This window comes from Clavibacter sp. MX14-G9D, assembly GCF_032917815.1.
Lineage (GTDB): Bacteria > Actinomycetota > Actinomycetes > Actinomycetales > Microbacteriaceae > Clavibacter > Clavibacter michiganensis_K.
In genome coordinates this window covers 1-23847 of sequence record NZ_JAVCVL010000009.1, presented here as the reverse complement: position 1 = coordinate 23847, position 23847 = coordinate 1, and the positions used below count along the sequence as shown (strand labels likewise).

General features: G+C 72.4%; 21 protein-coding genes and 1 pseudogene. 11 read left to right on the top strand and 11 right to left on the bottom strand.

Annotated features, from left to right (window positions below):
- Positions 1–24: 24 nt before the first annotated feature.
- Positions 25–1143, bottom strand: coding sequence for an adenosine deaminase (locus Q6969_RS02135; protein ID WP_317228970.1), 1119 nt, complete (start codon positions 1141–1143; stop codon positions 25–27).
- A gap of 104 nt (positions 1144–1247) precedes the next feature.
- Between Q6969_RS02135 and Q6969_RS02130 the strand changes: the two genes are divergently transcribed.
- Positions 1248–2183 carry a nucleoside hydrolase gene (locus tag Q6969_RS02130; RefSeq protein ID WP_317228969.1) on the top strand — a complete coding sequence of 312 codons (936 nt, stop codon included), beginning with the start codon at positions 1248–1250 and terminating at the stop codon, positions 2181–2183.
- A 78-nt stretch (positions 2184–2261) separates the two neighbouring features.
- Here the strand turns inward: Q6969_RS02130 and Q6969_RS02125 are convergent, their stop codons facing one another.
- From Q6969_RS02125 to Q6969_RS02090, 8 genes are all read right to left on the bottom strand, one after another.
- Positions 2262–3560 (bottom strand): thymidine phosphorylase, encoded by a 1299-nt coding sequence (locus tag Q6969_RS02125; protein ID WP_317228968.1) that lies wholly within the window; start codon positions 3558–3560, stop codon positions 2262–2264.
- Positions 3557–3988: a cytidine deaminase gene (locus Q6969_RS02120; protein ID WP_317228967.1), complete on the bottom strand. Its 432-nt coding sequence runs from the start codon at positions 3986–3988 to the stop codon at positions 3557–3559. Before Q6969_RS02120 ends, Q6969_RS02125 begins: the two co-directional genes overlap by 4 nt.
- Positions 3985–5289 (bottom strand): ABC transporter permease, encoded by a 1305-nt coding sequence (locus tag Q6969_RS02115; RefSeq protein WP_317228966.1) that lies wholly within the window; start codon positions 5287–5289, stop codon positions 3985–3987. The genes Q6969_RS02120 and Q6969_RS02115 overlap by 4 nt, the downstream gene beginning before the upstream one ends.
- The gene (locus Q6969_RS02110) at positions 5286–6671 is read right to left on the bottom strand and encodes an ABC transporter permease (RefSeq protein ID WP_317228965.1); all 1386 of its coding nucleotides are present in this window, start codon (positions 6669–6671) and stop codon (positions 5286–5288) included. Before Q6969_RS02110 ends, Q6969_RS02115 begins: the two co-directional genes overlap by 4 nt.
- Positions 6668–8209 carry an ABC transporter ATP-binding protein gene (locus Q6969_RS02105; RefSeq protein WP_317228964.1) on the bottom strand — a complete coding sequence of 514 codons (1542 nt, stop codon included), beginning with the start codon at positions 8207–8209 and terminating at the stop codon, positions 6668–6670. Before Q6969_RS02105 ends, Q6969_RS02110 begins: the two co-directional genes overlap by 4 nt.
- A gap of 101 nt (positions 8210–8310) precedes the next feature.
- A complete protein-coding gene (locus Q6969_RS02100; RefSeq protein ID WP_317228963.1) occupies positions 8311–9405 on the bottom strand; it encodes a BMP family ABC transporter substrate-binding protein in 1095 nt (364 codons plus the stop codon).
- A gap of 150 nt (positions 9406–9555) precedes the next feature.
- On the bottom strand, positions 9556–10632 hold the full coding sequence (locus Q6969_RS02095; protein ID WP_317228962.1) for a BMP family ABC transporter substrate-binding protein: 1077 nt from the start codon (positions 10630–10632) through the stop codon (positions 9556–9558).
- Positions 10633–10706: 74 nt separating this feature from the next.
- Complete coding sequence (locus Q6969_RS02090) at positions 10707–11828, bottom strand: mannose-1-phosphate guanylyltransferase (protein WP_104290564.1); 1122 nt, start codon at positions 11826–11828, stop codon at positions 10707–10709.
- Between the two features lie 117 nt (positions 11829–11945).
- On the opposite strand from Q6969_RS02090, the gene Q6969_RS02085 reads away from it, so the two are divergent.
- From Q6969_RS02085 to Q6969_RS02065, 5 genes are all read left to right on the top strand, one after another.
- Positions 11946–13121 carry a glycosyltransferase family 1 protein gene (locus Q6969_RS02085; protein ID WP_317228961.1) on the top strand — a complete coding sequence of 392 codons (1176 nt, stop codon included), beginning with the start codon at positions 11946–11948 and terminating at the stop codon, positions 13119–13121.
- A 139-nt stretch (positions 13122–13260) separates the two neighbouring features.
- Positions 13261–13698 (top strand): succinate dehydrogenase, cytochrome b556 subunit, encoded by a 438-nt coding sequence (sdhC, locus tag Q6969_RS02080; protein ID WP_317228960.1) that lies wholly within the window; start codon positions 13261–13263, stop codon positions 13696–13698.
- A 2-nt stretch (positions 13699–13700) separates the two neighbouring features.
- Positions 13701–14165: a succinate dehydrogenase hydrophobic membrane anchor subunit gene (locus tag Q6969_RS02075; RefSeq protein ID WP_316293526.1), complete on the top strand. Its 465-nt coding sequence runs from the start codon at positions 13701–13703 to the stop codon at positions 14163–14165.
- A 31-nt stretch (positions 14166–14196) separates the two neighbouring features.
- On the top strand, positions 14197–16020 hold the full coding sequence (gene sdhA / locus Q6969_RS02070) for a succinate dehydrogenase flavoprotein subunit (protein WP_317228959.1): 1824 nt from the start codon (positions 14197–14199) through the stop codon (positions 16018–16020).
- A 55-nt stretch (positions 16021–16075) separates the two neighbouring features.
- Positions 16076–16837, top strand: a complete 762-nt coding sequence (locus Q6969_RS02065) for a succinate dehydrogenase iron-sulfur subunit (protein WP_094115337.1) — start codon at positions 16076–16078, stop codon at positions 16835–16837.
- Positions 16838–17012: 175 nt separating this feature from the next.
- Here the strand turns inward: Q6969_RS02065 and Q6969_RS02060 are convergent, their stop codons facing one another.
- Positions 17013–17237 carry a PLDc N-terminal domain-containing protein gene (locus Q6969_RS02060; RefSeq protein WP_317228958.1) on the bottom strand — a complete coding sequence of 75 codons (225 nt, stop codon included), beginning with the start codon at positions 17235–17237 and terminating at the stop codon, positions 17013–17015.
- A 403-nt stretch (positions 17238–17640) separates the two neighbouring features.
- Positions 17641–19296 (bottom strand): phosphoenolpyruvate--protein phosphotransferase, encoded by a 1656-nt coding sequence (gene ptsP, locus Q6969_RS02055; protein ID WP_317228957.1) that lies wholly within the window; start codon positions 19294–19296, stop codon positions 17641–17643.
- A gap of 124 nt (positions 19297–19420) precedes the next feature.
- Here ptsP and Q6969_RS02050 point away from each other — a divergent pair, with 124 nt between their 5' ends.
- The 5 genes and pseudogenes from Q6969_RS02050 to Q6969_RS02030 form a co-directional block, all read left to right on the top strand.
- The gene (locus Q6969_RS02050; protein WP_317228956.1) at positions 19421–20548 is read left to right on the top strand and encodes a YihY/virulence factor BrkB family protein; all 1128 of its coding nucleotides are present in this window, start codon (positions 19421–19423) and stop codon (positions 20546–20548) included.
- A gap of 29 nt (positions 20549–20577) precedes the next feature.
- Entirely contained in the window at positions 20578–21423 is an 846-nt protein-coding gene (locus tag Q6969_RS02045; protein WP_317228955.1) for an exodeoxyribonuclease III, read from the top strand.
- Positions 21424–21490: 67 nt separating this feature from the next.
- The gene (gene trpS, locus Q6969_RS02040) at positions 21491–22504 is read left to right on the top strand and encodes a tryptophan--tRNA ligase (RefSeq protein WP_317228954.1); all 1014 of its coding nucleotides are present in this window, start codon (positions 21491–21493) and stop codon (positions 22502–22504) included.
- Entirely contained in the window at positions 22501–23334 is an 834-nt protein-coding gene (locus Q6969_RS02035; protein WP_317228953.1) for an HAD-IA family hydrolase, read from the top strand. Before trpS ends, Q6969_RS02035 begins: the two co-directional genes overlap by 4 nt.
- 330 nt (positions 23335–23664) lie before the next feature.
- Positions 23665–23847, top strand: a pseudogene (locus tag Q6969_RS02030) (riboflavin biosynthesis protein RibD); the annotation flags it as partial.

Sequence of the window (23847 nt, the reverse complement as noted above, 5' to 3'; positions counted from 1 at the left end):
GATGCGGGCCGTGCGGCCGCGCGGCTACAGGCGGGCGAACCCGTCGGAGACGATGTCGGCGAGCGCCTCGCGCTCCTCGAGCGGGAGGAACGCCGCCGCGGCCGCGTTCAGCTGGAAGGCCTCGTGGTCGTCGAGGTCGTACGCGAAGGCGTCGGTGAGCAGGGCGAGCTCGCGGCTGAGGGACGTGCCGCTCATCAGGCGGTTGTCGGTGTTCACCGTGACGGCGAAGCCCAGCTGGTAGAGCAGGTCGAACGGGTGGTCGCGCATCGCGTCGCCCCACGCCTCGATGGCGCCGGTCTGCAGGTTCGACGACGGGCTGAGCTCCAGCGGGATGCCGCGGTCCTTGACCCACTGGGCGAGCGTGCCGAGGGTGACGAACACGTCCTCGCCCTCCTCGCTGTCGATCTCGATGTCCTCGGCGATGCGGACCCCGTGGCCGAGCCGCAGCGCCCGGCCGTCGAGGAGTGCGCCCCGGATGGACTCGAGGCCGTCGGCCTCGCCCGCGTGGATGGTGCGGGGCATCCACTCGCGCGCGAGCAGGTCGAACGCGCCCTGCATGCGCGACGGCGGGAAGCCCGCCTCGGGGCCGGCGATGTCGAAGCCGACGACGCCGCGGTCGCGGTGGCGGATGGCGAGCTCGGCGATCTCGGTGCCGCGGTCGAGGTGGCGCATGGCGCTGACGAGCTGGCCGACGCGGATGGAGCCGCCCGCCTCCTCGACGCCGCGGACGCCCTCCTCGATGCCCGCCTGCACGGCCTCGACGACCGCGTCGAGCGACAGGCCGGCGGTGAGGTGCTGCTCGGGGGCCCAGCGGACCTCGCCGTAGACCACGCCGTCCTCCGCGAGGTCCTCGACGAACTCGCGGGCGACGCGGGCGAGGTGCTCCTCGGTCTGCATCACGTCGATGGTGACGTCGAAGGTCTTCAGGTAGTCCACGAGCGATCCCGAGTCGGCGCTGGTGCGGAACCACTCGCCGAGCGCGTCCGCGTCCTGCGCGGGCAGCTCGATGCCGGCGGCGGCCCCGAGCTCGAGGATGGTCGCGGGGCGGAGCCCGCCGTCGAGGTGGTCGTGCAGGGAGACCTTGGGGAGGTCGCGGTACGACCCTCCGCCGGGCAGCGTGGAGTCCTCGGGAGCGATCGTCATGGGTCGAATCTACTAGCCTCGACGGGGCCCGCGCCGAGTTCGTGAGCGCACTGATCATCGGTGCGCGACGCAGATGGCGGGTCCCCATCGAACCCGGAGGACCCGTGCGCACCAAGATCCTGATCGACTGCGACCCGGGGCACGACGACGCCCTCGCCCTGATGCTCGCGCACGGCAGCCCCGAGGTCGAGCTCGTCGGCATCACCACCGTGGCGGGCAACCAGACCCTCGACAAGGTGACGCGCAATGCGCTCGCGGTCGCGACCGTCGCGGGCATCCACGACGTGCCCGTCGCCGCCGGATGCGGGCGCCCCCTGGTGCGCCCGGTGATGACCGCCCCCGAGATCCACGGCGAGTCCGGCCTCGACGGGCCCGAGCTGCCGGAGCCGACCGTGGAGCTGGACCCGCGGCACGCGGTGGACCTCATCATCGACACCGTCATGGCGCACGCACCGGGAGAGATCACCCTCGTGCCGCTCGGGGCCCTCACCAACATCGCCCTGGCCGTCCGCCGCGAGCCGCGCATCGTGGAGCGCGTGAAGGAGGTCGTGCTCATGGGCGGCGGCTACCACGCGGGCAACAGCACCGCCGTCGCCGAGTTCAACATCGCCGTCGACCCCGAGGCGGCGCACATCGTGTTCGGCGAGTCCTGGCCCGTGACCATGGTCGGCCTCGACCTCACCTACCAGGCCACCGCCACCCCGGAGGTGATGGACCGCATCGCCGCCCTCGGGACCCCGGCGGCGCGCTTCGTCGTCGACTCCCTGGAGTCGTACGGGCGGGCGTACCACGACCGGCAGGACTTCCCGAGCCCGCCCGTGCACGACCCGTGCGCGGTCGCGCGCGTCATCGACCGGCGCCTGGTGTCCGTCCGTCGGGCGCCCGTGTCGGTGGAGCTCAGCGGCACGCACACCACCGGCATGACGGTGACCGACCTCCGCCGGCCCGCTCCCGCCGACTGCACGACGCAGGTGGCCGTGGAGCTCGACCACGCGGGATTCTGGGACGTGGTCGTCGACGCCCTCGAGCGGATCGGCTGACCCGCCCATCCGAGGACGGCGGCGCCCGGGTCCGTCCGGCTGTCCGGCCGCCGGCGTGGAGCGACCGGACGGCCCGGATCAGTCCTCGGCGGTGATGCGCTCGCGCACGAGCGGGCCGCGCGCGACGTGCTCGTCGGGATCGCCGACGCGGTAGGCGCCCTCGAGCGACTCGAGCGCCCGGGCGAAGCGCGCCGGCTCGTCGGTCGACAGCGTGAAGAGCGGCTCGCCGCGACGCACCGGATCCCCGGGCTTCGCGTGGAGGTCGACGCCCGCGGCGTGCTGCACGGCGTCCCCCTGGCGTGCGCGGCCCGCGCCCAGGCGCCACGCGGCGATGCCGAAGGGCAGGGCGTCCTGCTGCACGAGCACGCCGTCGCGCTCGGCCCTCACGACGTGGGTCTCGCGCGCCACGGGCATCGCGGCGTCCGGGTCCCCGCCCTGCGCGCGCACTGTGGCGCGCCAGGAGTCCATGGCGCGGCCGTCGCGGAGGGCGTCCTCCACGTCGGCGTCGGGCATGCCGACGGCGGCGAGCATCTCCCGCGCGAGCGCGAGCGTCAGCTCCACGACGTCGGCCGGCCCCCCGCCCGCGAGCACCTCGACGGACTCGCGCACCTCGTTGGCGTTGCCGATGGCGAGGCCGAGCGGCACGTCCATGTCGGTGAGGAGCGCGGTGGTCCGCACCCCCGCGTCGGTGCCGAGCTCCACCATGGTGCGCGCCAGCTCCCGGGACCGGTCGATGTCGGTCATGAAGGCGCCGGACCCGTACTTCACGTCGAGCACGAGCGCGCCCGTGCCCTCGGCGATCTTCTTGCTCATGATGCTCGACGCGATGAGCGGGATCGCCTCGACCGTGCCCGTGGTGTCGCGGAGCGCGTAGAGGCGCTTGTCCGCGGGTGCGAGACCGGTGCCCGCGGCGCAGATCACGCCGCCGTGGTCCCGCATCTGCTGCACCATCTCCTCGGTGCTGAGGTCGGCGCGCCAGCCGGGGATCGACTCGAGCTTGTCGAGCGTGCCGCCGGTGTGGCCGAGCCCCCGGCCGGAGAGCTGCGGCACGGCGACCCCGTAGGAGGCGACCAGCGGCATGAGCGGCAGCGTGATCTTGTCGCCCACGCCGCCCGTGGAGTGCTTGTCCACCGTGGGCTTGCCGAGCCCGGAGAAGTCGAGGGTCTCGCCGCTCGCGATCATGGCGAGGGTGAGGTCGCGGATCTCGGCGCGGTCCATGCCGCGCAGGAGGATCGCCATCGCGAGGGCGGCCATCTGCTCGTCGGCCACGTAGCGGTCGGTGTAGGCCGCGACCAGCCAGTCGATCTCGGCGGTCGAGAGCCGGCCTCCGTCGCGCTTGGCCCGGATCAGGTCGACGACGTCGAACGCGGCGCTCATGCCCGGTTCCCGTACGCGTCCAGCGTCCTCGGCCCGAAGGCGTCGGGCAGGACCTCGTCGATGGTGCGGACGCCCGAGACGGTCTCCAGCAGCATGCCCGGCACCGCGTGCTCGAACAGCAGCTGACGGCAGCGCCCGCACGGCATGAGGATGTTGCCGTCGCCGTCCACGCACGTGAACGCCACCAGCTGGCCGCCGCCCGTGAGGTGCAGGACGGAGACGAGGGCGCACTCGGCGCACAGGGTCAGGCCGTAGGACGCGTTCTCCACGTTGCAGCCGGTGATGACGCGGCCGTCGGTGGCGATGGCCGCGACGCCCACGGGGAAGCGGGAGTAGGGCACGTACGCGCGCTGCATGGCGTCGTGGGCTGCCGCGCGGAGGGAGCCCCAGTCGATGCCGCCCGACTCCACGGGCTCGACGCCGCTCACGACTTCACGTAGGGCTTGCCGGCCGCTGCGGGACCGCGCACCTGCCCCACCAGTCCGGCGACCGCGGCGATGGTCACGACGTACGGCAGCATCAGCATGAACTCGCTCGGCACGGGCGACCCGATGACGCCGAGGACGTTCTGCAGGTTGCTCGCGAAGCCGAACAGGAGGGCCGCGAGCGTGGCGCGCAGCGGATCCCACCGGCCGAAGATGACCGCGGCCAGCGCGATGAACCCGGCGCCCGCCGTCATCTCCTTGTTGAACGCGCCGACGGAGCCGAGCGTGAAGAACGCCCCGCCGAGCCCGGCGATCGCGCCCGCGAGGGACACGTTCCAGAACCGGGTGGCGGCGACCTTGATGCCCACGGTGTCGGCAGCCTGCGGGTGCTCGCCCACCGCGCGGAGGCGGAGCCCCCAGCGCGTGTGGAACAGGCAGAACCAGACGAGGAACACGGCCACGTACATGAGGTAGACGATGATCGTCTGCCGGAACAGGACCGGGCCGATGACGGGGATCTGACCGAGGACCGGGATGTCGATGCGGTCGAAGCGCGGCGGCGAGTTCAACGTGCCGGGGTCGGCCGAGAGCACCTGCGAGAACAGGAAGCTCGTGAGGCCCGTGACCAGCACGTTGAGCACGACGCCGACGATGACCTGGTCGACCAGGTACTTGATGGCGAAGGCGGCGAGCACGAACGAGACGAGCATGCCGGCCACCATCGCGGCCACGAGCCCGATCAGCGGCTGGCCCGTGATCGACGCGACCACCGCGGACACGAACGCCCCCGCCAGCAGCTGGCCCTCGATGGCGACGTTGACGACGCCGACGCGCTCCGAGAGCACCCCGCCGAGGGCGCCGAAGATGAGCGGCACCGAGAGGCTCACGGTGCCGACGAGGAGACCCGGCACCGGGATCGTCTGGCCCGCCGACGCCCAGGTGAGGAACGCGACGAGGAAGAGGACCGCGAAGACGGCCGTGAACCACAGCGGCGTCCGCGCGGAGCGGCGCACGAGCAGCACGGACACCACGGTGAGCGCCGCGAGCAGCACGGTGACGACCACGCCGGTGGCGGCGGTCGGCAGCACCACGGGCGCCAGCTGGATGAGGTCCGTCCCGGTCGAGAGCCCGAACGTGCTCGAGCCCTCGCGGCCGAGGAGCACGAACAGGACGAGCGAGACCGCGGTGAAGAAGCCGAAGGCGACGGGCGCCTTCCAGCTCGTGGCGACGGTGCGCTCGAGCGCGGTCGCCGCCGGGTCGTGGTGCGCCGGGGACGACGCCGTCGTGGGGGTGGTCGCGGTCACGATGCCGTCGCCGCCTTCCGGGTCCGGGTGGTGCGCCTGGCCTGGCCCGGCGCGGGGAGGCGGAAGACCGCCCGCACGAGCGGAGGCGCCGCGATGAACAGGACGATGAGCGACTGGACGACCACGACGATGTCGATGGGCACGCCCTCGGCCGCCTGCATGGAGAAGCCGCCGGCCTTGAAGGCGCCGAACAGGATCCCCGCGACGAAGACGCCCCACGGCCGGCTGCGGCCGAGCAGGGCCACGGTGATGGCGTCGAAGCCGATGCCCGCGTCGATGCCCGAGCTGAAGCCCGTGGTCACCGTGCCGAGCACCTGGCTCGCCCCGGCGAGGCCGGCGAGGCCGCCCGAGATGAGCATGGCGTAGAGGTAGGAGCTCTTGACGTCGATGCCGGCGACCCGCGCCGCGCTCGGGTTCTCGCCGACCGCGCGGAAGCGGAAGCCGAGGCCCGAGCGGTTGAGCAGGTACCAGATGACGACCGTCGCGACGACGACCACGAGGAAGCCCGCGTGCAGCGAGTACTGGTCGCCGAGGAGCGGCGGGAACACGGCCGTGTCGAGCATCGCCGGCGTCTTCGGGTTGTTGGACCCGGGCGCCTGCAGCAGGCCCGGCGTCCGGAGCAGGTAGGAGATGAGGTAGAACGCGACGTAGTTGAGCATGATCGTGACGATCACCTCGTGCGCGCCGGTGCGGGCCTTCAGGAGCCCCACGATCCCGCCCCAGAAGGCGCCGCCCGCGATGCCCGCGGCGACCGCGAGCACCAGGTGCACGACGGGAGGCAGGTCGAAGCTGAAGCCGACCCAGCCGGCGCACGCGGCGGCGATGAGCATCTGGCCGCGGGCGCCGATGTTGAACAGGCCGACGCGGAACGCGATGGCCACGCCGAGGCCGGCCGCGATCAGCGGCGTCGCGAAGGTGAGCGTCTCGGTGAGCGGCTTGATCCCGTTGGCGAACCCGGGGCGGCGGAAGTTGTACACCGAGCCCTGGAAGAGCGCCGAGTAGGCGCCGGACGCGGCGTCCCATCCCGCGCGGAGGGTGTCGAGCGGGCGGCTGAAGAAGTACCCGGCCGCCTCCTGCGTCGCCTCGTCGGTGACGGCGATGAGGAGCGCGCCGACCACCAGGGAGAGCACGACCGCGAGGACGGAGAGCAGCGCGCTGCCGCTCGCGATCTCGCGGAGGACCTGTCCGGCGCGCGACCCCTCGGGGCCCTCCCCCGGGCTCGCGTCGGCGGGCGCGGCGGTCGCCGCGGCGGGGACGCCGGCCGGCGCCTCCGAGCGCGTGGGGTCGCCCACCGATCCTGCCTCGCGACCGGAGGCGGGCAGCTGCCCCGCGGACGGGTCCGCCGGGCCGTGGCCCTCGGGACGTCGGGTGTCGTCGGTCATGCGGTGCGCCCTCCGGCGGTCGTGGTGGTGGAGACGGATGCCGGGACCTCGCCGGCCATCATGAGGCCGAGCACGTCGCGCGGGGTGTCGCCGGGCACGATCCCGACGATGCCGCCGCGGTACATGACGGCGATGCGGTCGGCGAGCGCCGCCACCTCGTCGAGCTCCGTGGAGACGACGATGACGGGCAGGCCGCGGTCGCGCGTCTCGACGACGCGGGTGTGCACGAACTCGATCGACCCGACGTCGAGGCCGCGCGTGGGCTGCGCGGCGACGAAGAGGCGGAGGTCCCGGCTGAGCTCGCGCGCGAGGACGACCTTCTGCGCGTTGCCGCCGGACAGGCGGCCGACGTGGGTGTCGATGCCCTGCGTCCGGATGTCGAACTCACGCACGCGGTCGCGGGCGAACTCGTCGAGGTAGCCGAGCTTCAGGGATCCGGCGACCACGAAGGGCGGGCTGTCGGACCGGTCGAGCATGAGGTTCTCGGCGATGGTGAACTCGGCGACGAGCCCGTCCTCGTTGCGGTCCTCGGGCACGAAGCCCACTCCGGCGTCGAGCACGCGGCGGACGGAGCGGCCCGTGAGCCGGGTGCCGTCGAGGTCGATGGTGCCGGACACGCGCGGCTGGAGGCCCAGGATCGCCTCGGTCAGCTCGGTCTGGCCGTTGCCCTGCACACCGGCGATGGCGAGGATCTCCCCCGCGTGGACGTCGAAGCTGACGCCGTCGACGACGACCTGTCCGGACGCGTCGATGACGGTGAGGTCGCGCACGACGAGGGCGGCGGCGCTGGGCGTCGCGGGGTCCTTGGCGACCGTGAGCGACACGCTGCGGCCCACCATGAGGGACGCGAGCTCCGCGTTGCTCGCGGTGGGCTCGGCCTCGCCGACCACCTTCCCGAGCCGGATGACGGTGATGCGGTCCGCGACCTCGCGCACCTCGCGCAGCTTGTGCGTGATGAAGACGATGCCGGTGCCGGCATCCCGGAGCTGCTTCATGATGACCATGAGCTCGTCGGTCTCCTGCGGCGTGAGCACGGCGGTGGGCTCGTCGAACACGAGCACCTCCGCGTCGCGCGACAGGGCCTTGATGATCTCGACGCGCTGCTGGACGCCGACGGGCAGGTCCGCGACGAGCGCGTCCGGGTCGACGTCGAAGCCGAACCTCGCCGAGATCTCGCGCACCTTCGCGCGGGCTCCCGCCAGGTCGAGCCGGCCGCCGAGCTTCGTCTCCTCGTGGCCGAGCATGACGTTCTCCGCGACCGTGAACACGGGGATCAGCATGAAGTGCTGGTGCACCATGCCGATGCCGGCGGCCATGGCGTCGCCGGGCCCGGCGAAGCGCGCCACCCGGTCGTCGAGGAGGATGTCGCCCTCCTCGGCCTGGTACAGGCCGTAGAGCACGTTCATCAGCGTGGACTTGCCCGCGCCGTTCTCACCCAGGAGGCAGTGGATCTCGCCCGGGTGGACGACGAGGTCGATGTGGTCGTTGGCCACCAGCGCGCCGAAGCGCTTGGTGATGCCCCGCAGTTCGAGCTTCATCGGATCAATCTGTTCGGTGGGACGGGTGAGCACGCGGCGGGGGGACCGGCGACTGCCGATCCCCCCGCGGTGCGTTCGATGCTACTTCGTCGGCGGCGTCGCTACTCCGTGAGCGACGACGGCGACTCGACGGTGATGGAGCCGTCGATGATGCCGGCCTTGATGGCGTCCAGCTCGCCGGAGAGCTCCGCGGGGACCTCGGACTCGTAGTCGTGGAACGGGGCGATGTCCACGCCGCCGTTCTCGAGCGTGCCGACGTACGGCGTCGCGTCGAACGCGCCGTCGGCGGCGGTCTTCACGACGTCCTCGACGCCCGCGTCGATGCCCTTGAGCACCGACGTGAGGAAGAGGTCCTTGAGGTCGGGCGCGGTCTCGTACGCGTCGGAGTCGACGCCCACCATGACGACCTGCTTGTCGCTGGAGTCGCGGATGGCCTCGCCGGCGCTCAGGAAGATCGGACCGCCGACGGGCATGATGACGTCCGCGCCCTGGTCGATGAGCGTCTGCGCGGCCGTCTTGGCCGTCTGGTTCGCGACGAACTCGCCGGTGAACGAACCGCTCTGGCTGGCGACGTCCCAGCCGATGGCCTTGACGTCGGCGCCCTTCTGCTCGTTGAAGTAGGCGACGCCGTCCACGAAGCCGTCCATGAAGATCGTGACGGTCGGGATCTGCAGGCCGCCGAAGGTGCCGACGGTGCCGGTCTTCGAGTAGGCCGCCGCCGCGTAGCCCGCGAGGAACGCGGCCTCGCTGGTGTTGAACGTGATGGGCTTCACGTTCGGCGCGTCGATGGACGCGTCGTCGATGATCGCGTACTCGATGTCGGAGTTGGCCGCTGCCGCCTCCTTGGTCGCGTCGGCCAGCAGGAAGCCGACCGTGACGATGAGGCCGCAGCCCTGGTCGGCGAGGTTGGTGAGGTTCGGCGCGAAGTCGGTCTCCGCGGCGGACTCGACCGGCTTCGGCGCCGGCAGGCCCAGGTCGTCGACGGCCTTGTTGAGGCCCTCGAAGCCGAGCTGGTTGAACGACTTGTCGTCGAATCCGCCGGAGTCGGAGACCATGCAGGTGAGGAGGTCGCTGTCCGTCTCCCCGCTCGCACCCCCGCTCGTGGACTCCGGGGCGGCGCCGCAGCCCGCGAGGAGCGCGGTGATGCCGACGGCGGCGAGACCGCCGAGGGCGGCCTTTCGGGTGGTGATGGTCACTGTGGCCTCCAGTTGCAGCCCGGGTCCGCCGGGCGATGTGGCTTCATGTTACCCATGCGCGGGAATGCTCCCGAGGCCCTCGGCGGCCTCCGTGGCGCAAGCGTTACCGATCCGCGACGAGGCCGAAACCCCGCCGAAACGCGGGCTCTGCTACGGGGTCGAGACGGACCGCACCTCGACCTCGCCGGAGACGATCCGCGCCTCCAGGGCGTCGAGCTCCGCCTGCAGCTCGGCGGGGACGGAGGCCGCGAGGTCGTGGTAACCGGCGAGGCCGACGCCGCCGTTCTCCAGCGTGCCCACGTACGGCTCAGAGGAGAAGGTGCCCTCGGCGTCGTCGCCGACGATGTCGACCACCGCCTGGCCCGTGTCCTTGAGCACGCTCGTCAGGAGGAGCGGTCGGTACTCGGCCGGGAGGGTGTCGTAGCCGTCGTTGTCGACCCAGATGAGCTTGCCGCTGCCGTGCTGCAGGATCGCGGACGCGGCGCCCTCCCCCACCTGCCCCGCGACGGGCATGATGACGTCCGCGCCCTGGTCGAGCAGGTTCTGCGTGGTGGTCTGGCCCTTGGCGACGTCCTCGAAGTCGCCCGTGAACGTGCCGTCCTGCGCCGCGGCATCCCACCCGAGCGCGACGACCTGCGTGCCGTGCGCCTGGTTGTAGGCGGCGACGCCGTCGACGAAGCCGTCCATGAACAGGGTGACGGGCGGCTGGTTGCCGCCGCCGAACGTGCCGACCTTGCCGGTCTCGCTCACGCCCGCCGCGAGGTAGCCCGCGAGGTAGGAGGCCTGCGCGGTGTCGAACACGAGCGGCTTGACGTTGGGGGCGTCGACGACCTCGTCGACGATGGAGAAGTGGACGTCGGGGTTCTCGGCCGCCGCGGCCGCGGTCGCCTCCGCCAGCTCGTAGCCGACGGTGAGGACGAAGCCGCAGCCGGTGCCGACCGCCTGCTCGACGTTCGGCCCGAGGTCGGTCTCGGAGGTGGACACGAGGACGTCGGCCTCGATGCCGAGCTCCTGCTCCGCGCGCTCCAGGCCCTCCCAGCTCGACTGGTTGAAGGACCGGTCCTGGAGCCCGCCGGAGTTGGTGACCATGCGGGCGCAGTAGTCGCTCGCGGACGCGGTGCCGCTGGCGGAGGGATCGGGCGCCGCGCCGCAGCCGGCGAGGGCCGCGGCGGCGAGGAGGGCGATGGGCAGGCTGGCGGCGCGGACGGCGCGGCGGGTGCGGGGCATCCCCGGAATCTAACGGCGGGGATCCGGCGCCTCGGAGGCCCCGGAGACCGCCCGGGGGGATCGTTGCCCCTTCGTTACAGGACGTCCGTCCCGCCGCTGAGCTTGAGCGCGTCCACCACGCTCTTCACCCGCTGGGCGTTCTCCTTCGTGGTGACCAGCAGCGCGTCGGGGGTGTCGACCACGACGATGTCGCGTACGCCGATGAGGCTGATGACGCGCTTGCTGTTGGCCACGACGATGCCGCTCGACGCGTCCGAGAGCACGCGGGCGTCCTCGCCGAGGATGACGAGGTCGGACTTCCGCCCGCTGGAGTGCATCTTGGCGACGGAGGCGAAGTCGCCCACGTCGTCCCACGTGAACGTGCCGGGGATCACGGCGAGCGCACCGCGTGCGGCGGCCGGCTCCGCGACGGCGTAGTCGATGGCGATCTTCTTGAGGTTCGGCCAGACGCGGTCGACGACCACGCCGCGGTCGGCGGTGTCCCACGCCTCGGCGAGCTCCAGGACGCCCTTCAGCAGCTCGGGCTCGGTGCGGCCGAGCTCCTCGAGGAGCCGGTCGGCGCGGGCGATGAACATGCCCGCGTTCCAGAGGTGCGTCCCGCCCTTCACGTAGCCGCGCGCGACGCCGATGCTCGGCTTCTCCACGAACGACGCGACCTCCAATGCGTGCGGTGCGTCGGGGATGCTCAGCGCCTTGCCCGTGTGGATGTAGCCGAAGCCCGTCGCGGGCTCGGTGGGCGTGATTCCGATGGTGGTGATGTAGCCGGCGTCGGCCGCGATGACGGCCTCGCGCACGGTGTCCCGGAAGCGGTCCGGGTCGGCGATCACGTGGTCGGCGGCGAAGGAGCCGATGATGACGCCGGGCTCCCGGCGCTCGAGGATCGCGGCGGCCAGCGCGATGGCCGCGGTGCTGTCGCGCCCCTCGCTCTCCAGGACCACGTTGGGGTCGGCGAGCTCGGGCAGCTGGGCCTCCACGGCGGCGCGGTGCGCGCGGCCCGTGACGACCATGATCCGGTCGGCGCCGGAGAGGGGGGCGAGCCGCTCCCACGTGTCGCGCAGCAGGGTGCGGCCGGAGCCGGTGAGGTCGTGGAGGAACTTCGGGGCGTCCGCGCGGGACAGCGGCCAGAGCCGGGAGCCCACGCCCCCCGCGGGGATCACGCTGTAGAAACGGGAGATCGCGCTCGTCTGCTCGGTCATGCGCCCACCCTATCGGCAGCCTGGGAGGCGTCCGGATGCGGCGAGTTCACGCACCCGCAACGGGGCGTTCACGGCCGCGCGGCGGCCGGGACGGCGCCCGTGCCTAGCGTCGGGGGCATGCGCGTAGCCGTCGTCAGCGAGAGCTTCCTCCCCACCGTCAACGGCGTCACCACGAGCGTCTGCCGAGTGCTCGAGCACCTGCGGGACCGCGGCCACGAGGTCCTCGTCATCGCGCCCGACGCCGGCGCACCGGCCGAGTTCGCCGGCTTCCGCGTGCACGGCGTCCCCGCCATCGCGTACCGCCAGTTCCCCGTCGGCATCCCGAGCCCGCACGTGCTGCGCCTGCTCACCGACTTCGCGCCCGACGTGCTGCACGCGGCCTCCCCGCTCTTCCTCGGCGCGCAGGCCATCGCGGCCGCGACGCGCATCGAGGCGCCCTCCGTCGCCGTGTTCCAGACGGACGTCGCGGGCTACGCGCGCCGGAACGGGCTCGCGGCGACGGCGCCGTACGTGTGGCGGCTCGTCCGGTGGATCCACCAGGGTGCCGACCTCACCCTCGCGCCCTCGAGCGCCGCCGCGGCGGACCTCGCCGCGGCGGGCGTGGAGCGCGTCGCCCGCTGGGGCCGCGGCGTGGACCTCGACCGGTACCACCCCCGCAACCGCGCCATGGAGGATGCCGTCGCCCTCCGCCGTCGTGCGGCCCCCGGCGGCGAGACGGTCGTCGGGTACGTCGGGCGCATCGCCCCGGAGAAGCAGCTGGAGAGGCTGTCGGCCCTCCGCGGGATGCCCGGCGTGCGCTTCCTCGTCGCGGGCGACGGTCCCGGGCAGGCCTCGGCGCGCCGCGCCCTGTCGGGCATGCCCGTGACCTGGCTCGGACGGGTCGGCGGCCGCGAGCTCGCCGCCGCCTACGCCGCGATGGACGTCTTCGTGCACACGGGGGCGGAGGAGACCTTCGGCCAGACGGTCCAGGAGGCGCACGCGTCCGGGCTCCCGGTGGTCGCGCCGCGCGCGGGCGGGCCCATCGACCTGGTCGACCACGGGACCGACGGCTTCCTCTTCGACCCCGCGTCCCCTCGCGACGCGCACCTGCGCCGCCTCGTCGACGAGCTCGCGGGCAGCGCCCCCCTGCGCCTGCGCATGGGCGAGGCGGGACGGCGGGCGGTGCTCGGACGCTCCTGGGCCACGGTCGGCGACGAGCTCATCGCCCACTACGGACGCGCCGTCTCGGCCCGCCGGTCGGCGCTCACGACCGCGGATCCGACGGGCGCGGGCCAGGTGCCCGTCGGCGCCTGACGACCGGGCCCGCGAGGCCCGAGCGCTTAGGGTGCCCTAACGGGTGACCGCCGGGAGCGGGCCGTAGACTCGACGGACGCGCAATGTCGGCGCGAAGGCGCTCCGCCCACGGGGCACCAGCATCAGGGAGGGTCGTTCCGTGTCCATCAAGACGGCAGGAACCCGGGAACCGCAGCAGGTCTCACGTGCACCGAAGGTCCCCGCCGGGACGCTCTACCGGGGCCGCGAGGGCATGTGGTCGTGGGTGCTCCATCGCATCACCGGCGTGTCCATCTTCTTCTTCCTCCTGGTGCACGTGCTCGACACGAGCCTCATCCGGGTGAGCCCCGAGGCGTACAACGCCGTCATCGGCACGTACAAGAACCCCGTCATGGGGATCGGCGAGGTCGCCCTCGTCGGCGCCATCGGGTTCCACGCGCTCAACGGCCTCCGCATCATCCTCATCGACTTCTGGAAGTTCGGCGCCAAGCACCAGCGCCTCATGTTCTACGTGGTCATCGGCCTGTGGGTCGTGCTCATGGCCGGGTTCGTGCCGCGCCACCTCATCAACGTGTTCAGCGAAGCGGGATGGATCTGATCATGAGCGACATCGCACAGAAGGTCAGCATCGAGAAGCCCCGCCAGGCACGGCAGCCCCGCAAGCAGGGCGGCGTGAACTGGGAGAAGTGGGGCTGGATGTACATGCGCGCCTCGGGCGTCGTGCTCGTCGTGCTCATCTTCGGCCACCTCTACGTCAACCTCATCCAGGGCGAGGGCATCAAGGCCATCGACTTCGCGTTCGTCGGCGGCAAGCTGTCGGACCCCTTCTGGAAGGTGTGGGACATCGCGCTGCTCTGGCTCGCGGTCATCCACGGCGCCAACGGCATGCGCACCCTCGTGAACGACTACGCCGCGTCCCCGCGCACCCGCACGATCCTCAAGGGCGCGCTCATGGCGTCCACCGTGGTCCTGCTCGTGCTCGGCACGCTCGTCGTGTTCACCTTCGACCCGTGCCCCGCCGGCCAGCCCGCGGACCTCCTGCCCGCCTTCTGCGGCGACCTGTAGCCGCTCCCCCTCCGCCTCGAGAAAGAGCCCTGTGACCACCGACACCACCACCCCCGGTTCCGAGCCGTCCGCGAGCACCATCGTGGACGGCGTCCACTACCACCAGTTCGACATCGTGATCGTGGGTGCGGGCGGTGCCGGCATGCGCGCGGCCATCGAGGCGGGACCCCAGGCGAACACGGCCGTCATCTCGAAGCTCTACCCCACCCGCTCCCACACGGGCGCGGCGCAGGGCGGCATGGCCGCGGCGCTCGCGAACGTCGAGGAGGACAGCTGGGAGTGGCACACCTTCGACACCGTCAAGGGCGGCGACTACCTCGTCGACCAGGACGCGGCGGAGATCCTCGCGAAGGAGGCCATCGACGCGGTCATCGACCTCGAGAACATGGGCCTCCCCTTCAACCGCACGCCCGACGGCAAGATCGACCAGCGCCGCTTCGGCGGCCACACCGCCGACCACGGCAAGAGCCCGGTGCGCCGGTCGTGCTACGCAGCCGACCGCACCGGCCACATGATCCTGCAGACGCTGTACCAGAACTGCGTCAAGTTCGGCATCAACTTCTACAACGAGTTCTACGTGCTGGACCTCGTCATGGCCGAGGTCGACGGGAAGCAGCAGCCCGCGGGCGTCGTGGCCCTCGAGCTCTCCACCGGCGAGATCCACGTATTCCAGGCCAAGGCCGTCATCTTCGCCACCGGCGGCTTCGGCAAGATCTACAAGACGACCTCCAACGCGCACACCCTCACGGGCGACGGCGTCGGCATCATCTGGCGCAAGGGCCTGCCGCTGGAGGACATGGAGTTCTTCCAGTTCCACCCGACCGGGCTCGCCGGCCTCGGCATCCTCCTGTCGGAGGCGGCCCGCGGTGAGGGCGCGATCCTCCGCAACAGCGAGGGCGAGCGGTTCATGGAGCGCTACGCGCCCACCATCAAGGACCTCGCCCCCCGCGACATCGTGGCCCGATGCATGGCGACCGAGATCCGCGAGGGACGCGGCGCGGGCCCGAACAAGGACTACGTCTACCTCGACATCACGCACCTCGAGCCCGCCGTCATCGACGCGAAGCTCCCCGACATCACCGAGTTCGCGCGCACGTACCTGGGCGTCGAGCCCTACACGGAGCCCGTGCCCGTGCTGCCGACCGCGCACTACGCGATGGGCGGCATCCCCACGAACATCAAGGCGGAGGTGCTGTCCGACAACACCACCGTGGTCCCCGGCCTGTACGCGGCCGGCGAGTGCGCGTGCGTCTCGGTGCACGGCTCCAACCGCCTCGGCACCAACTCGCTCCTCGACATCAACGTGTTCGGCAAGCGCGCGGGCAACTACGCGGCCGAGTACGTCAAGACGGTCGACTTCACCCCGCTGCCCGCGGACGCCGCCGACTTCGTGAAGGGCCTCGTCGAGGGCGCGCGGAACTCCAACGGCACCGAGCGGATCTCGACGCTCCGCCGCGAGCTGCAGGAGTCCATGGACCGCAACGCCCAGGTGTTCCGCACCGAGGACACGCTCATCGAGGTCACCAAGGTGATCGCGGACCTGCGCGAGCGGTACACGAACATCCAGGTGCAGGACAAGGGCCAGCGCTTCAACACCGACCTGCTCGAGGCCATCGAGCTCGGATTCCTCCTCGACCTCGCGGAGGTCGTCGTGTACTCGGCGATGTACCGCAAGGAGAGCCGCGGCGGCCACTTCCGCGAGGACTTCCCCAAGCGCGACGACGAGAACTACATGGTCCACACCATGGCGTACCTCACCGGCGACGCCCACAGCACGGACGCCGGCGACCACATCAAGCTGAGCACCAAGCCCGTGGTCATCACGAACTACCAGCCGATGGAGCGGAAGTACTGACCTCAGGTCAGCACCCGCCCGTCACCGCAGCACCGATCGGAAAAGGACTCGAATCGTGAGCACCGCAACCCTGGACGCACCCCCCGCGGGAGAGGCATCCGCCATCCCGACCTTCACGGTCACCCTCATCATCCGCCGCTACCTCCCCGGCCAGGACGCGGAGCCGCGGTGGGAGGACTTCGACGTCGAGGTCTACCCGACCGACCGCATCCTCGACGCCCTGCACAAGATCAAGTGGGAGCAGGACGGGTCGCTGACCTTCCGCCGCTCCTGCGCTCACGGCGTCTGCGGGTCCGACGCGATGCGCATCAACGGCCGCAACCGCCTGGCCTGCAAGACGCTCATCAAGGACCTCGACATCAACCAGCCCATCTACGTGGAGGCCATCAAGGGCCTGCCGCTGGAGAAGGACCTGGTCGTCGACATGGAGCCGTTCTTCGAGTCGTTCCGCGACGTGCAGCCCTTCCTCATCTCCAACACGAAGCCGGAGAAGGGCAAGGAGCGGATCCAGTCCGCCGCCGAGCGCGCCCGCTTCGACGACACCACCAAGTGCATCCTCTGCGCCGCGTGCACGTCGTCCTGCCCCGTCTTCTGGACGGACGGCCAGTACTTCGGCCCCGCCGCCATCGTCAACGCGCACCGCTTCATCTTCGACTCGCGCGACGAGTCGAACGTGCGCCTCGACATCCTCAACGACAAGGAGGGCGTGTGGCGCTGCCGCACGACCTTCAACTGCTCCGAGGCGTGCCCCCGCGGCATCCAGGTGACGCAGGCCATCGCCGAGGTCAAGCAGGCCATCATGCGCGGCAAGGCGTAGCACCGCATCTCGCGCAGACGACGGCCCCGCAGCTCCTCGGAGCTGCGGGGCCGTCGTCGTGCATCCCCGGATGCTGATCGTCGAAGGAGACCCCCGGCGTCTGAGATCCGTGATGCGTCAGATTCGCCGAGTGCCGGTGAGACCCGTCACGTCGACTGGTCCTCGGGCGAAGGGCCTATTGCAGGCGCCCGTGATGCGTGACGGGGCGGGCCACCCTCCACACCAACCAGAGGACGAAACCCAAGACCGGGACGAGCAAGATGAATGTCCAGACGACTTTGGAACCCATCGACATGTCTCGCGAGACGAGCACGGTCACGATTCCGACCAATGCAGGGACGAACACGGCCAGGCTCAGGATCAGGATCCAGACGTGTGAGAGGGAGGTGGTCTCGAGCATGATGCCCCCTACGCTCCGGCCGTGTACGAGCTTCGTGCATGTGTCATCTCGCGTTCCCTCAGTCTCCGGTCCGCCTAGTCGTGGACCGATGACGAGAAGGTGTCATAGCTGCCCTCGTCGAAGATCAGCCTCACGCCCCATCCCTCCAGCCGATCGGCTGGCGGCTGTCGTCCCCGGGGCGCCTGATACGGCCCGTCCACCCACCCCATGGGGTTGCGCGGCGCGTCGATTTTCCTGCCCTCCCGTCGGCTTCTCCCGAACCGGGCCGGGGAAGCGCTTCGGTGCCTGTCAGCCATCCACCGACGCCTGCCGCTTCCGGAGGCCGTCGTCGTCCGCGTGGTCCAGCAGGCCGACGAGCTGCTCGGCCCCTCGGTGTGATGCGTCGACGAGGTCGTCGCGCGGATCAGCGGGCGGCAAGCGCCTGCTCGGCGGCGGCGCGGGCGCCGGCGGCCGTGCGGGCGGTGAGGACGGCCGCGGCCGCGGCGCGGGCGTCGTCGAGCGTGCGACGCGAGAGCTCGAGGCGGACGTCCGCCAGGGCGGCGGGCGTCATGGAGAGGCTCGTGGCGCCGAGGCCGACGAGGACCACGGCGAGGAGCGGATCCGCCGCCGCCTCGCCGCAGATGCCGACCGGGGTGCCGGACGCCGCGCCGGCGTCGCCGAGCGTCCGCACCAGGCGGAGTATCGCGGGGTGCCACGGGTCCTGGTAGGCGGCGACCGAGCCGAGCAGGCGGTCGGCGGCCATCGTGTACTGCGTGAGGTCGTTCGTGCCGATGCTCACGAAGTCGGCCACCTCGACGACCTGGTCGGCGAGGATCGCGAGCGACGGCACCTCGGCCATCACCCCGACCGTGCTGAGGCCGAGCTCGCGGCCGAGCTCGACGAAGTAGGCGGTCTCCTCCGCATCGCCGACCATGGGCGCCATGACCCAGAGGTCCGCGTCGGTCGCGGCGTCCGCCGCGGCGAGCGCGGTGAGCTGGTCGCGGAGGACCTCCTCGTGCACCCGGAGGGCCCGGAGCCCGCGGAGGCCGAGCGCCGGGTTCTCCTCGGCGGCGTCGGTGAGGAACGCGAGCGGCTTGTCCGCGCCGGCGTCCAGTGCCCGGACCACGACCTTCCGACCGGGGAAGGCCTCGAGGAGCGTGGTGTACTGCGCGGTCTGCGCGGCGACGGACGGCGCCGTGGCGGCGTCCAGGAAGAGGAACTCGGTGCGGAAGAGGCCGACGCCCTCGGCGCCGAGCTCCACGGCGCGGGCGGCCTCCGCCGGGGATCCGAGGTTCGCCAGCAGCGGGACGGCGGTGCCGTCGGCCAGGGCGCCGTCGGTGACGGGAGCGGCCAGCGCCTCCTCCCGGGCGCGGATGCGGCGGAGCGCGTCCTCGCGCTCCGCGTCGTCGGGGTGCGCGATCACCACGCCCGCGGCCGCGTCGACGACGACCTCGTCGCCCTCCGCGAGCTCCGCGGCGCCGCGTGCGCCGACGATGGCGGGGATGGAGCGGCTGCGGGCGAGGATCGCGGTGTGGCTGGTCGGGCCGCCGTCGGTGGTGACGAGGGCGAGCACGCGGTCGAGCTCGAGGAGCGCCGTGTCGGCGGGCGCGAGGTCGCGCGCGACGAGGACGAAGGGGGCATCGGCCGTGGGGATCCCCGGCGCGGGCACGCCCCGGAGCCGGGCGATGACCCGCTGGGCGACGTCGGCGAGATCGGCCGCCCGCTCGGCCATGTAGCCGCCCATGCCGGTGAGGAGCTCCTGGAAGGTGGCGAAGGACTCGAAGACCGCGCGCTCCCCCGAGCGGCCCTGGCCGACGAGGCGGCCGACCGAGTCGAGGAGCGCGGGGTCGCGCGCCATGAGCGACTGCGCGTCGAGCACGTCCTTCGCGTCGCCGCCCGCGCGCGCTCCGCGCTCGGCCAGGTCGTCCGCCGTGGCGGACAGGGCGGCGGCGACGCGCGCGACCTCGGCGTCGGCGTCACCCGTGAAGGGCTGCGTGCCGGGCTCGGGGAGCGGGTCGGGCATCCGCATGACGGGCCCCGTGGCCACTCCGTGTCCGACGCCGATTCCGGTGATGCGCACAGGGACTCCCTCGCTCGGGTGCGTGCCGTGCGGACGGGCGCCGTCCGCGCGGGTGGCTGTCCGGTCGGGTGCCGGAACGGCCCGCCCACGCTATCAGGGGCGGACCGGCCCGTATCCTCGGGGGATGACCGCCCCCGACGGCCGAGGCCGGCCCGAGCGTCCCGCCCCCGCCTCCCCCGCGCCCGGCTCCGCAGCGGCCGACGGTCCCGCGGCTCCCGCCGGGATCCCGGCGCTCTTCGCCCGCGTCATGGCGCTGAAGCCCGTGCGCGTGTTCCTCGCCTACGGCGCCGCGGGCGGGCCCATCCTCGCGGCGGGCATGTCCTACCAGGCGGTCTTCGCCGTGTTCGCCGCCCTCGCGGTCGGCTTCTCCGTGGCCGGATCCGTGCTCGCCGGCAACCCGGCGCTCCTCGACTCGCTGCTCGACCTCATCCAGGGCGCGGTGCCCGGCCTGTTCGGCGAGGGCGGGGCGATCGAGGACCCGCAGGCGCTCCTCGCCTCGAGCGCCGTCCGGGCCACGGGGATCATCGGCTCCATCGGCCTCCTCGTGACCGCGCTCGGCTGGCTCGCGTCCACGCGCGACTCCGTGCGCCGCATCTTCGACCTGCCGCCGCCCGCGACCTTCTTCCTGCTCCTGAAGGTCAAGGACCTCGGGCTGGCGCTGTGCTTCGCGCTCGCCATGGTGCTGTCCGCCGGCCTCTCCGTCGTCAGCACCGGCCTGCTCGGGTTCGCGTTCCGCCTGCTGCAGGTGGACGAGGACTCGCTGCTCGCGGTCGTCGTCGGCCGCACCGTGGGACTGGTCCTCGTGCTCGCGCTCGACACGGCCGTGCTGGCGGGCGCGTACCGGATCCTGTCGGGCGTCCGGATCCCCCGGCTGCAGCTCCTCCAGGGGGCGCTGCTCGGCGGCGTCGCGATGGGCGTGCTCAAGGTGCTCGGCACGGCGCTCCTCGGCGGCGCCAGCCGGAACCCGCTGCTCGCGTCGTTCGCCGTGATCATCGGCCTCCTGATCTGGTTCAACCTCATCTGCCAGGTCATCCTGATCTGCGCGTCGTGGATCGCGACGAGCATGGCGGACAAGGGCATCGACGCCCGCTCCCTCACGCCCGAGCAGCTGGAGCGGGAGCGCGTCGAGCGGCTCGACGAGGCCCGCCGCATCCTCGAGGAGGAGGAGCGCGCCCGGGAACGGGAGCGGTACGCGCAATCGCGCGGCCTCACGCGCGTGCTGCTCCGGCTGCGCCGGAGGGGCCGCGGCTAGGCGCGGGGGCCGCCGTTAGGATCGTCTCCATGCCCTCGAACCTCCGCGTCGCGTCCATCAACACGAACGGCATACGGGCCGCGTTCCGCAAGGGCATGGGCGACTGGCTCGCCACGCGCGACGTCGACGTCCTCGCGATCCAGGAGGTGCGCGCCGAGACGTCGGACATCGAGGACCTCCTCGGCCCCGAGTGGAACGTGCTGCACGACGCCGCGACCGCCAAGGGCCGCGCGGGCGTCGCCCTCGCCAGCCGCCGCCGCGCCGAGATCCACCGCGTCGCCATCGGCGAGGAGGACTTCGACAGCGCCGGACGCTGGCTCGAGGCCGACTACGACGTGGACGGCACCGTCATCACCGTCGTCAGCGCCTACGTGCACTCCGGCGAGGTCGGCACCCCGAAGCAGGACGAGAAGTGGCGCTTCCTCGACGGGATGGAGCGGCGCCTGCCCGAGATCGCCCGGCACTCCGAGCTCGCGGTCGTCGTCGGCGACCTCAACGTCGGGCACCGCGAGCTCGACATCCGCAACTGGAAGGGCAACGTGAAGCGCGCCGGCTTCCTGCCGCAGGAGCGCGCCTACCTCGACCGGATCCTCGGCCCGGCCGGCGAGCAGGTCACGGGCGTCGACGGCTCCACGGGCCCCGGCCTCGGCTGGGTCGACGTCGGCCGGCAGCAGGCCGGCGAGGTCGACGGCCCGTACACGTGGTGGAGCTGGCGCGGCAAGGCGTTCGACAACGACACCGGCTGGCGCATCGACTACCAGCTCGCGACCCCGGCCCTCGCCGCGAAGGTCGTCGGGTACGCCGTGGACCGCGCCGACGCCTACGACCGGCGATGGTCGGACCACACGCCCGTGGTCGTCGACTACGCCATCTGATCCCCTCCTCCCCGCGCCCCGCCGGCGCCCCTCGAGCGCCCCGCGCTCCGCACACGAAGGCATCGCCATGACCGCTCGTCCCGTCCTCTTCTCCGGCATGCAGCCGTCCGCCGACTCCCTGCAGATCGGCAACTACATCGGCGCGCTCCTGCAGTGGAAGGAGCTGCAGACCACGCACGACGCCGTGTTCTGCGTCGTCGACCTGCACGCCATCACCGTCCCGCAGGATCCCGCGGCGCTGCGCGCGAGCACCCGCCGGACGGCCGCGCAGTACATCGCGGCGGGCATCGACCCGGCCGTCTCGACGCTCTTCGTGCAGTCGCACGTGTCGGCGCACACCGAGCTGGCGTGGATCCTCAACACGCTCACCGGGTTCGGCGAGGCCAGCCGCATGACGCAGTTCAAGGACAAGTCGCAGAAGCAGGGTGCCGACGCGACGACGCTCGGCCTGTTCGCGTACCCGACCCTCATGGCCGCCGACATCCTGCTCTACGGCACCGAGGTCGTGCCCGTCGGCGACGACCAGAAGCAGCACGTGGAGCTGACGCGCGACCTCGCCAAGCGCTTCAACACGCGCTTCGGCGACACGTTCACGATCCCGGAGCCGATGATCCAGAAGGACACGGCCCGCATCTACGACCTGCAGGACCCGACGTCGAAGATGAGCAAGTCCGCTGCCAGCGACGCGGGCGTGGTGTGGCTGCTGGACGAGCCTGCGAGGACGGCCAAGAAGATCCGCTCGGCCGTCACCGACACCGAGCGCGAGATCCGGTTCGACCGCGGGGGGAAGCCCGGCGTCTCCAACCTGCTGACGATCCTGTCGGCCTTCGAGGGCACGGCCGTGCCGGCGCTCGAGGAGCGCTACGCGGGCCGCGGCTACGGCGACCTGAAGAAGGACGTGGCCGAGGTCGTCACGGGCGCCTTCGAGCCCATCCGGGCGCGCACGCTGGAGCTGCTCGACGACCCGGCCGAGCTCGACCGCGTGCTCGCCGGCAACGCGGCACGCGCCGAGGAGCGGGCCGACGCCATGCTGACGCGCGTGTACGACGCCGTCGGCCTCGTGCGCCGCGTCGGACGGTGACGCTCCGGCTGGTCCTCCTCGACCTCGACGACACGCTGGTCGACCACCGCGGTGCCGTCGCCGACGGGATCGCGGCGCACCTCGCCGCCCTCGGGCTCCTCGACGCGGTCGACCCCGCGGCGGTCGCCCGGGCCGTCGCGCTGTGGCGCGCGCTGGAGGAGGAGCACTACCACCGCTACCTCGCGGGCGAGCTGGACTACGAGGGGCAGCGGCGGGCACGGGCGCGCGGGTTCCTCGCGGCCTGGCCGTCGCCCGACGCGGCCGCGCTCGCGGGTGCCCTCGCCGACGACGACCGGGCGACGGACGCCTGGTTCCGCGGCTACCTGGACGGGTACGAGGCGTCGTGGCGCACCCTGCCCGGCGCGCACGAGGCCCTCGACGAGATCGCGCGCCGGCACCCGGCCGTGCGGTTCGGGATCGTCACGAACGGCGAGCGGAGCCAGCAGGAGCCGAAGATCGCCGCGGCCGGGCTCACCGGCCGCCTCGCCCCCGTCGTCTGCTCGGGCGACCTCGACTTCGCCAAGCCGGACGCGCGGATCTTCCTGCTCGCGTGCCGGGAGGCGGACGTCGAACCGGCCGACGCCGTCATGGTCGGGGATCGGTTGCGGACCGACGCGATCGGCGCGGCGGACGCGGGCCTCGCGGGCGGCATCTGGCTCGACCCCGACGCGGGCACCGCGGATCCGGCGCGCGACCCCGCCGGCGACCCCGAGCGCGGCTGGCCCGACGTGCCCGCGGAGGACCGCGCGCGGGCCGAGCGCGCGGGCATCGTGCGGATCACGTCGCTGGACCGGCTCCCCGACGCCGTGGACGCGGCGACCCGCACCTGACGACGGGCTCGGCACCGCCTCCACGCCCGGTGGTCACCGGCTCGACGGCGGCTCGACGCAATCCGGCGTCACGCTCCGCGGCGCTCCCAGCCGCGTGGGCTAACCTCGACGGGTACACGTGCTCCGGGGTCGGTGGAAATCCGAGCCGGCGGTGACAGTCCGCGAACGGACGATGCGCGACCGGATCCCCGGGAGCCTCGTCCGCCGATCCGGTGGGATGCCGGGACCGACGGTGAGAGTCCGGATGGGAGGCAGCACGCGGCGCCAGCGACCCTGCCGGCGTCGAGGTCCGTCGACCGCGCCCGGAGTCCGTCCACGGACGAGGACATCATGCACGACGACCCCACGGCAGCCGACCTGCGGCGCGCCATGCGCCGCGGCCTCGAGCTGGCGGCCGAGGGTCCCGCCTGGGGCCCGAACCCGCGCGTCGGCTGCGTGATCCTCGACCCCTCCGGCCGCGTCCTCGCCGAGGGCCGCCACCGCGGCGCCGGCAGCGCGCACGCCGAGGTCGAC

Excerpts from the sequence above, each read along its gene's own strand:
- Q6969_RS02135 (WP_317228970.1), bottom strand. The coding sequence starts at position 1,143 with ATGACGATCGCTCCCGAGGACTCCACGCTGCCCGGCGGAGGGTCGTAC.
- Q6969_RS02125 (WP_317228968.1), bottom strand. The coding sequence starts at position 3,560 with ATGAGCGCCGCGTTCGACGTCGTCGACCTGATCCGGGCCAAGCGCGAC.
- Q6969_RS02110 (WP_317228965.1), bottom strand. The coding sequence starts at position 6,671 with ATGACCGACGACACCCGACGTCCCGAGGGCCACGGCCCGGCGGACCCG.
- Q6969_RS02105 (WP_317228964.1), bottom strand. The coding sequence starts at position 8,209 with ATGAAGCTCGAACTGCGGGGCATCACCAAGCGCTTCGGCGCGCTGGTG.
- Q6969_RS02095 (WP_317228962.1), bottom strand. The coding sequence starts at position 10,632 with ATGCCCCGCACCCGCCGCGCCGTCCGCGCCGCCAGCCTGCCCATCGCC.
- Q6969_RS02090 (WP_104290564.1), bottom strand. The coding sequence starts at position 11,828 with ATGACCGAGCAGACGAGCGCGATCTCCCGTTTCTACAGCGTGATCCCC.
- Q6969_RS02085 (WP_317228961.1), top strand. The coding sequence starts at position 11,946 with ATGCGCGTAGCCGTCGTCAGCGAGAGCTTCCTCCCCACCGTCAACGGC.
- Q6969_RS02075 (WP_316293526.1), top strand. The coding sequence starts at position 13,701 with ATGAGCGACATCGCACAGAAGGTCAGCATCGAGAAGCCCCGCCAGGCA.
- Q6969_RS02060 (WP_317228958.1), bottom strand. The coding sequence starts at position 17,237 with ATGCTCGAGACCACCTCCCTCTCACACGTCTGGATCCTGATCCTGAGC.
- Q6969_RS02050 (WP_317228956.1), top strand. The coding sequence starts at position 19,421 with ATGACCGCCCCCGACGGCCGAGGCCGGCCCGAGCGTCCCGCCCCCGCC.
- Q6969_RS02045 (WP_317228955.1), top strand. The coding sequence starts at position 20,578 with ATGCCCTCGAACCTCCGCGTCGCGTCCATCAACACGAACGGCATACGG.
- trpS (WP_317228954.1), top strand. The coding sequence starts at position 21,491 with ATGACCGCTCGTCCCGTCCTCTTCTCCGGCATGCAGCCGTCCGCCGAC.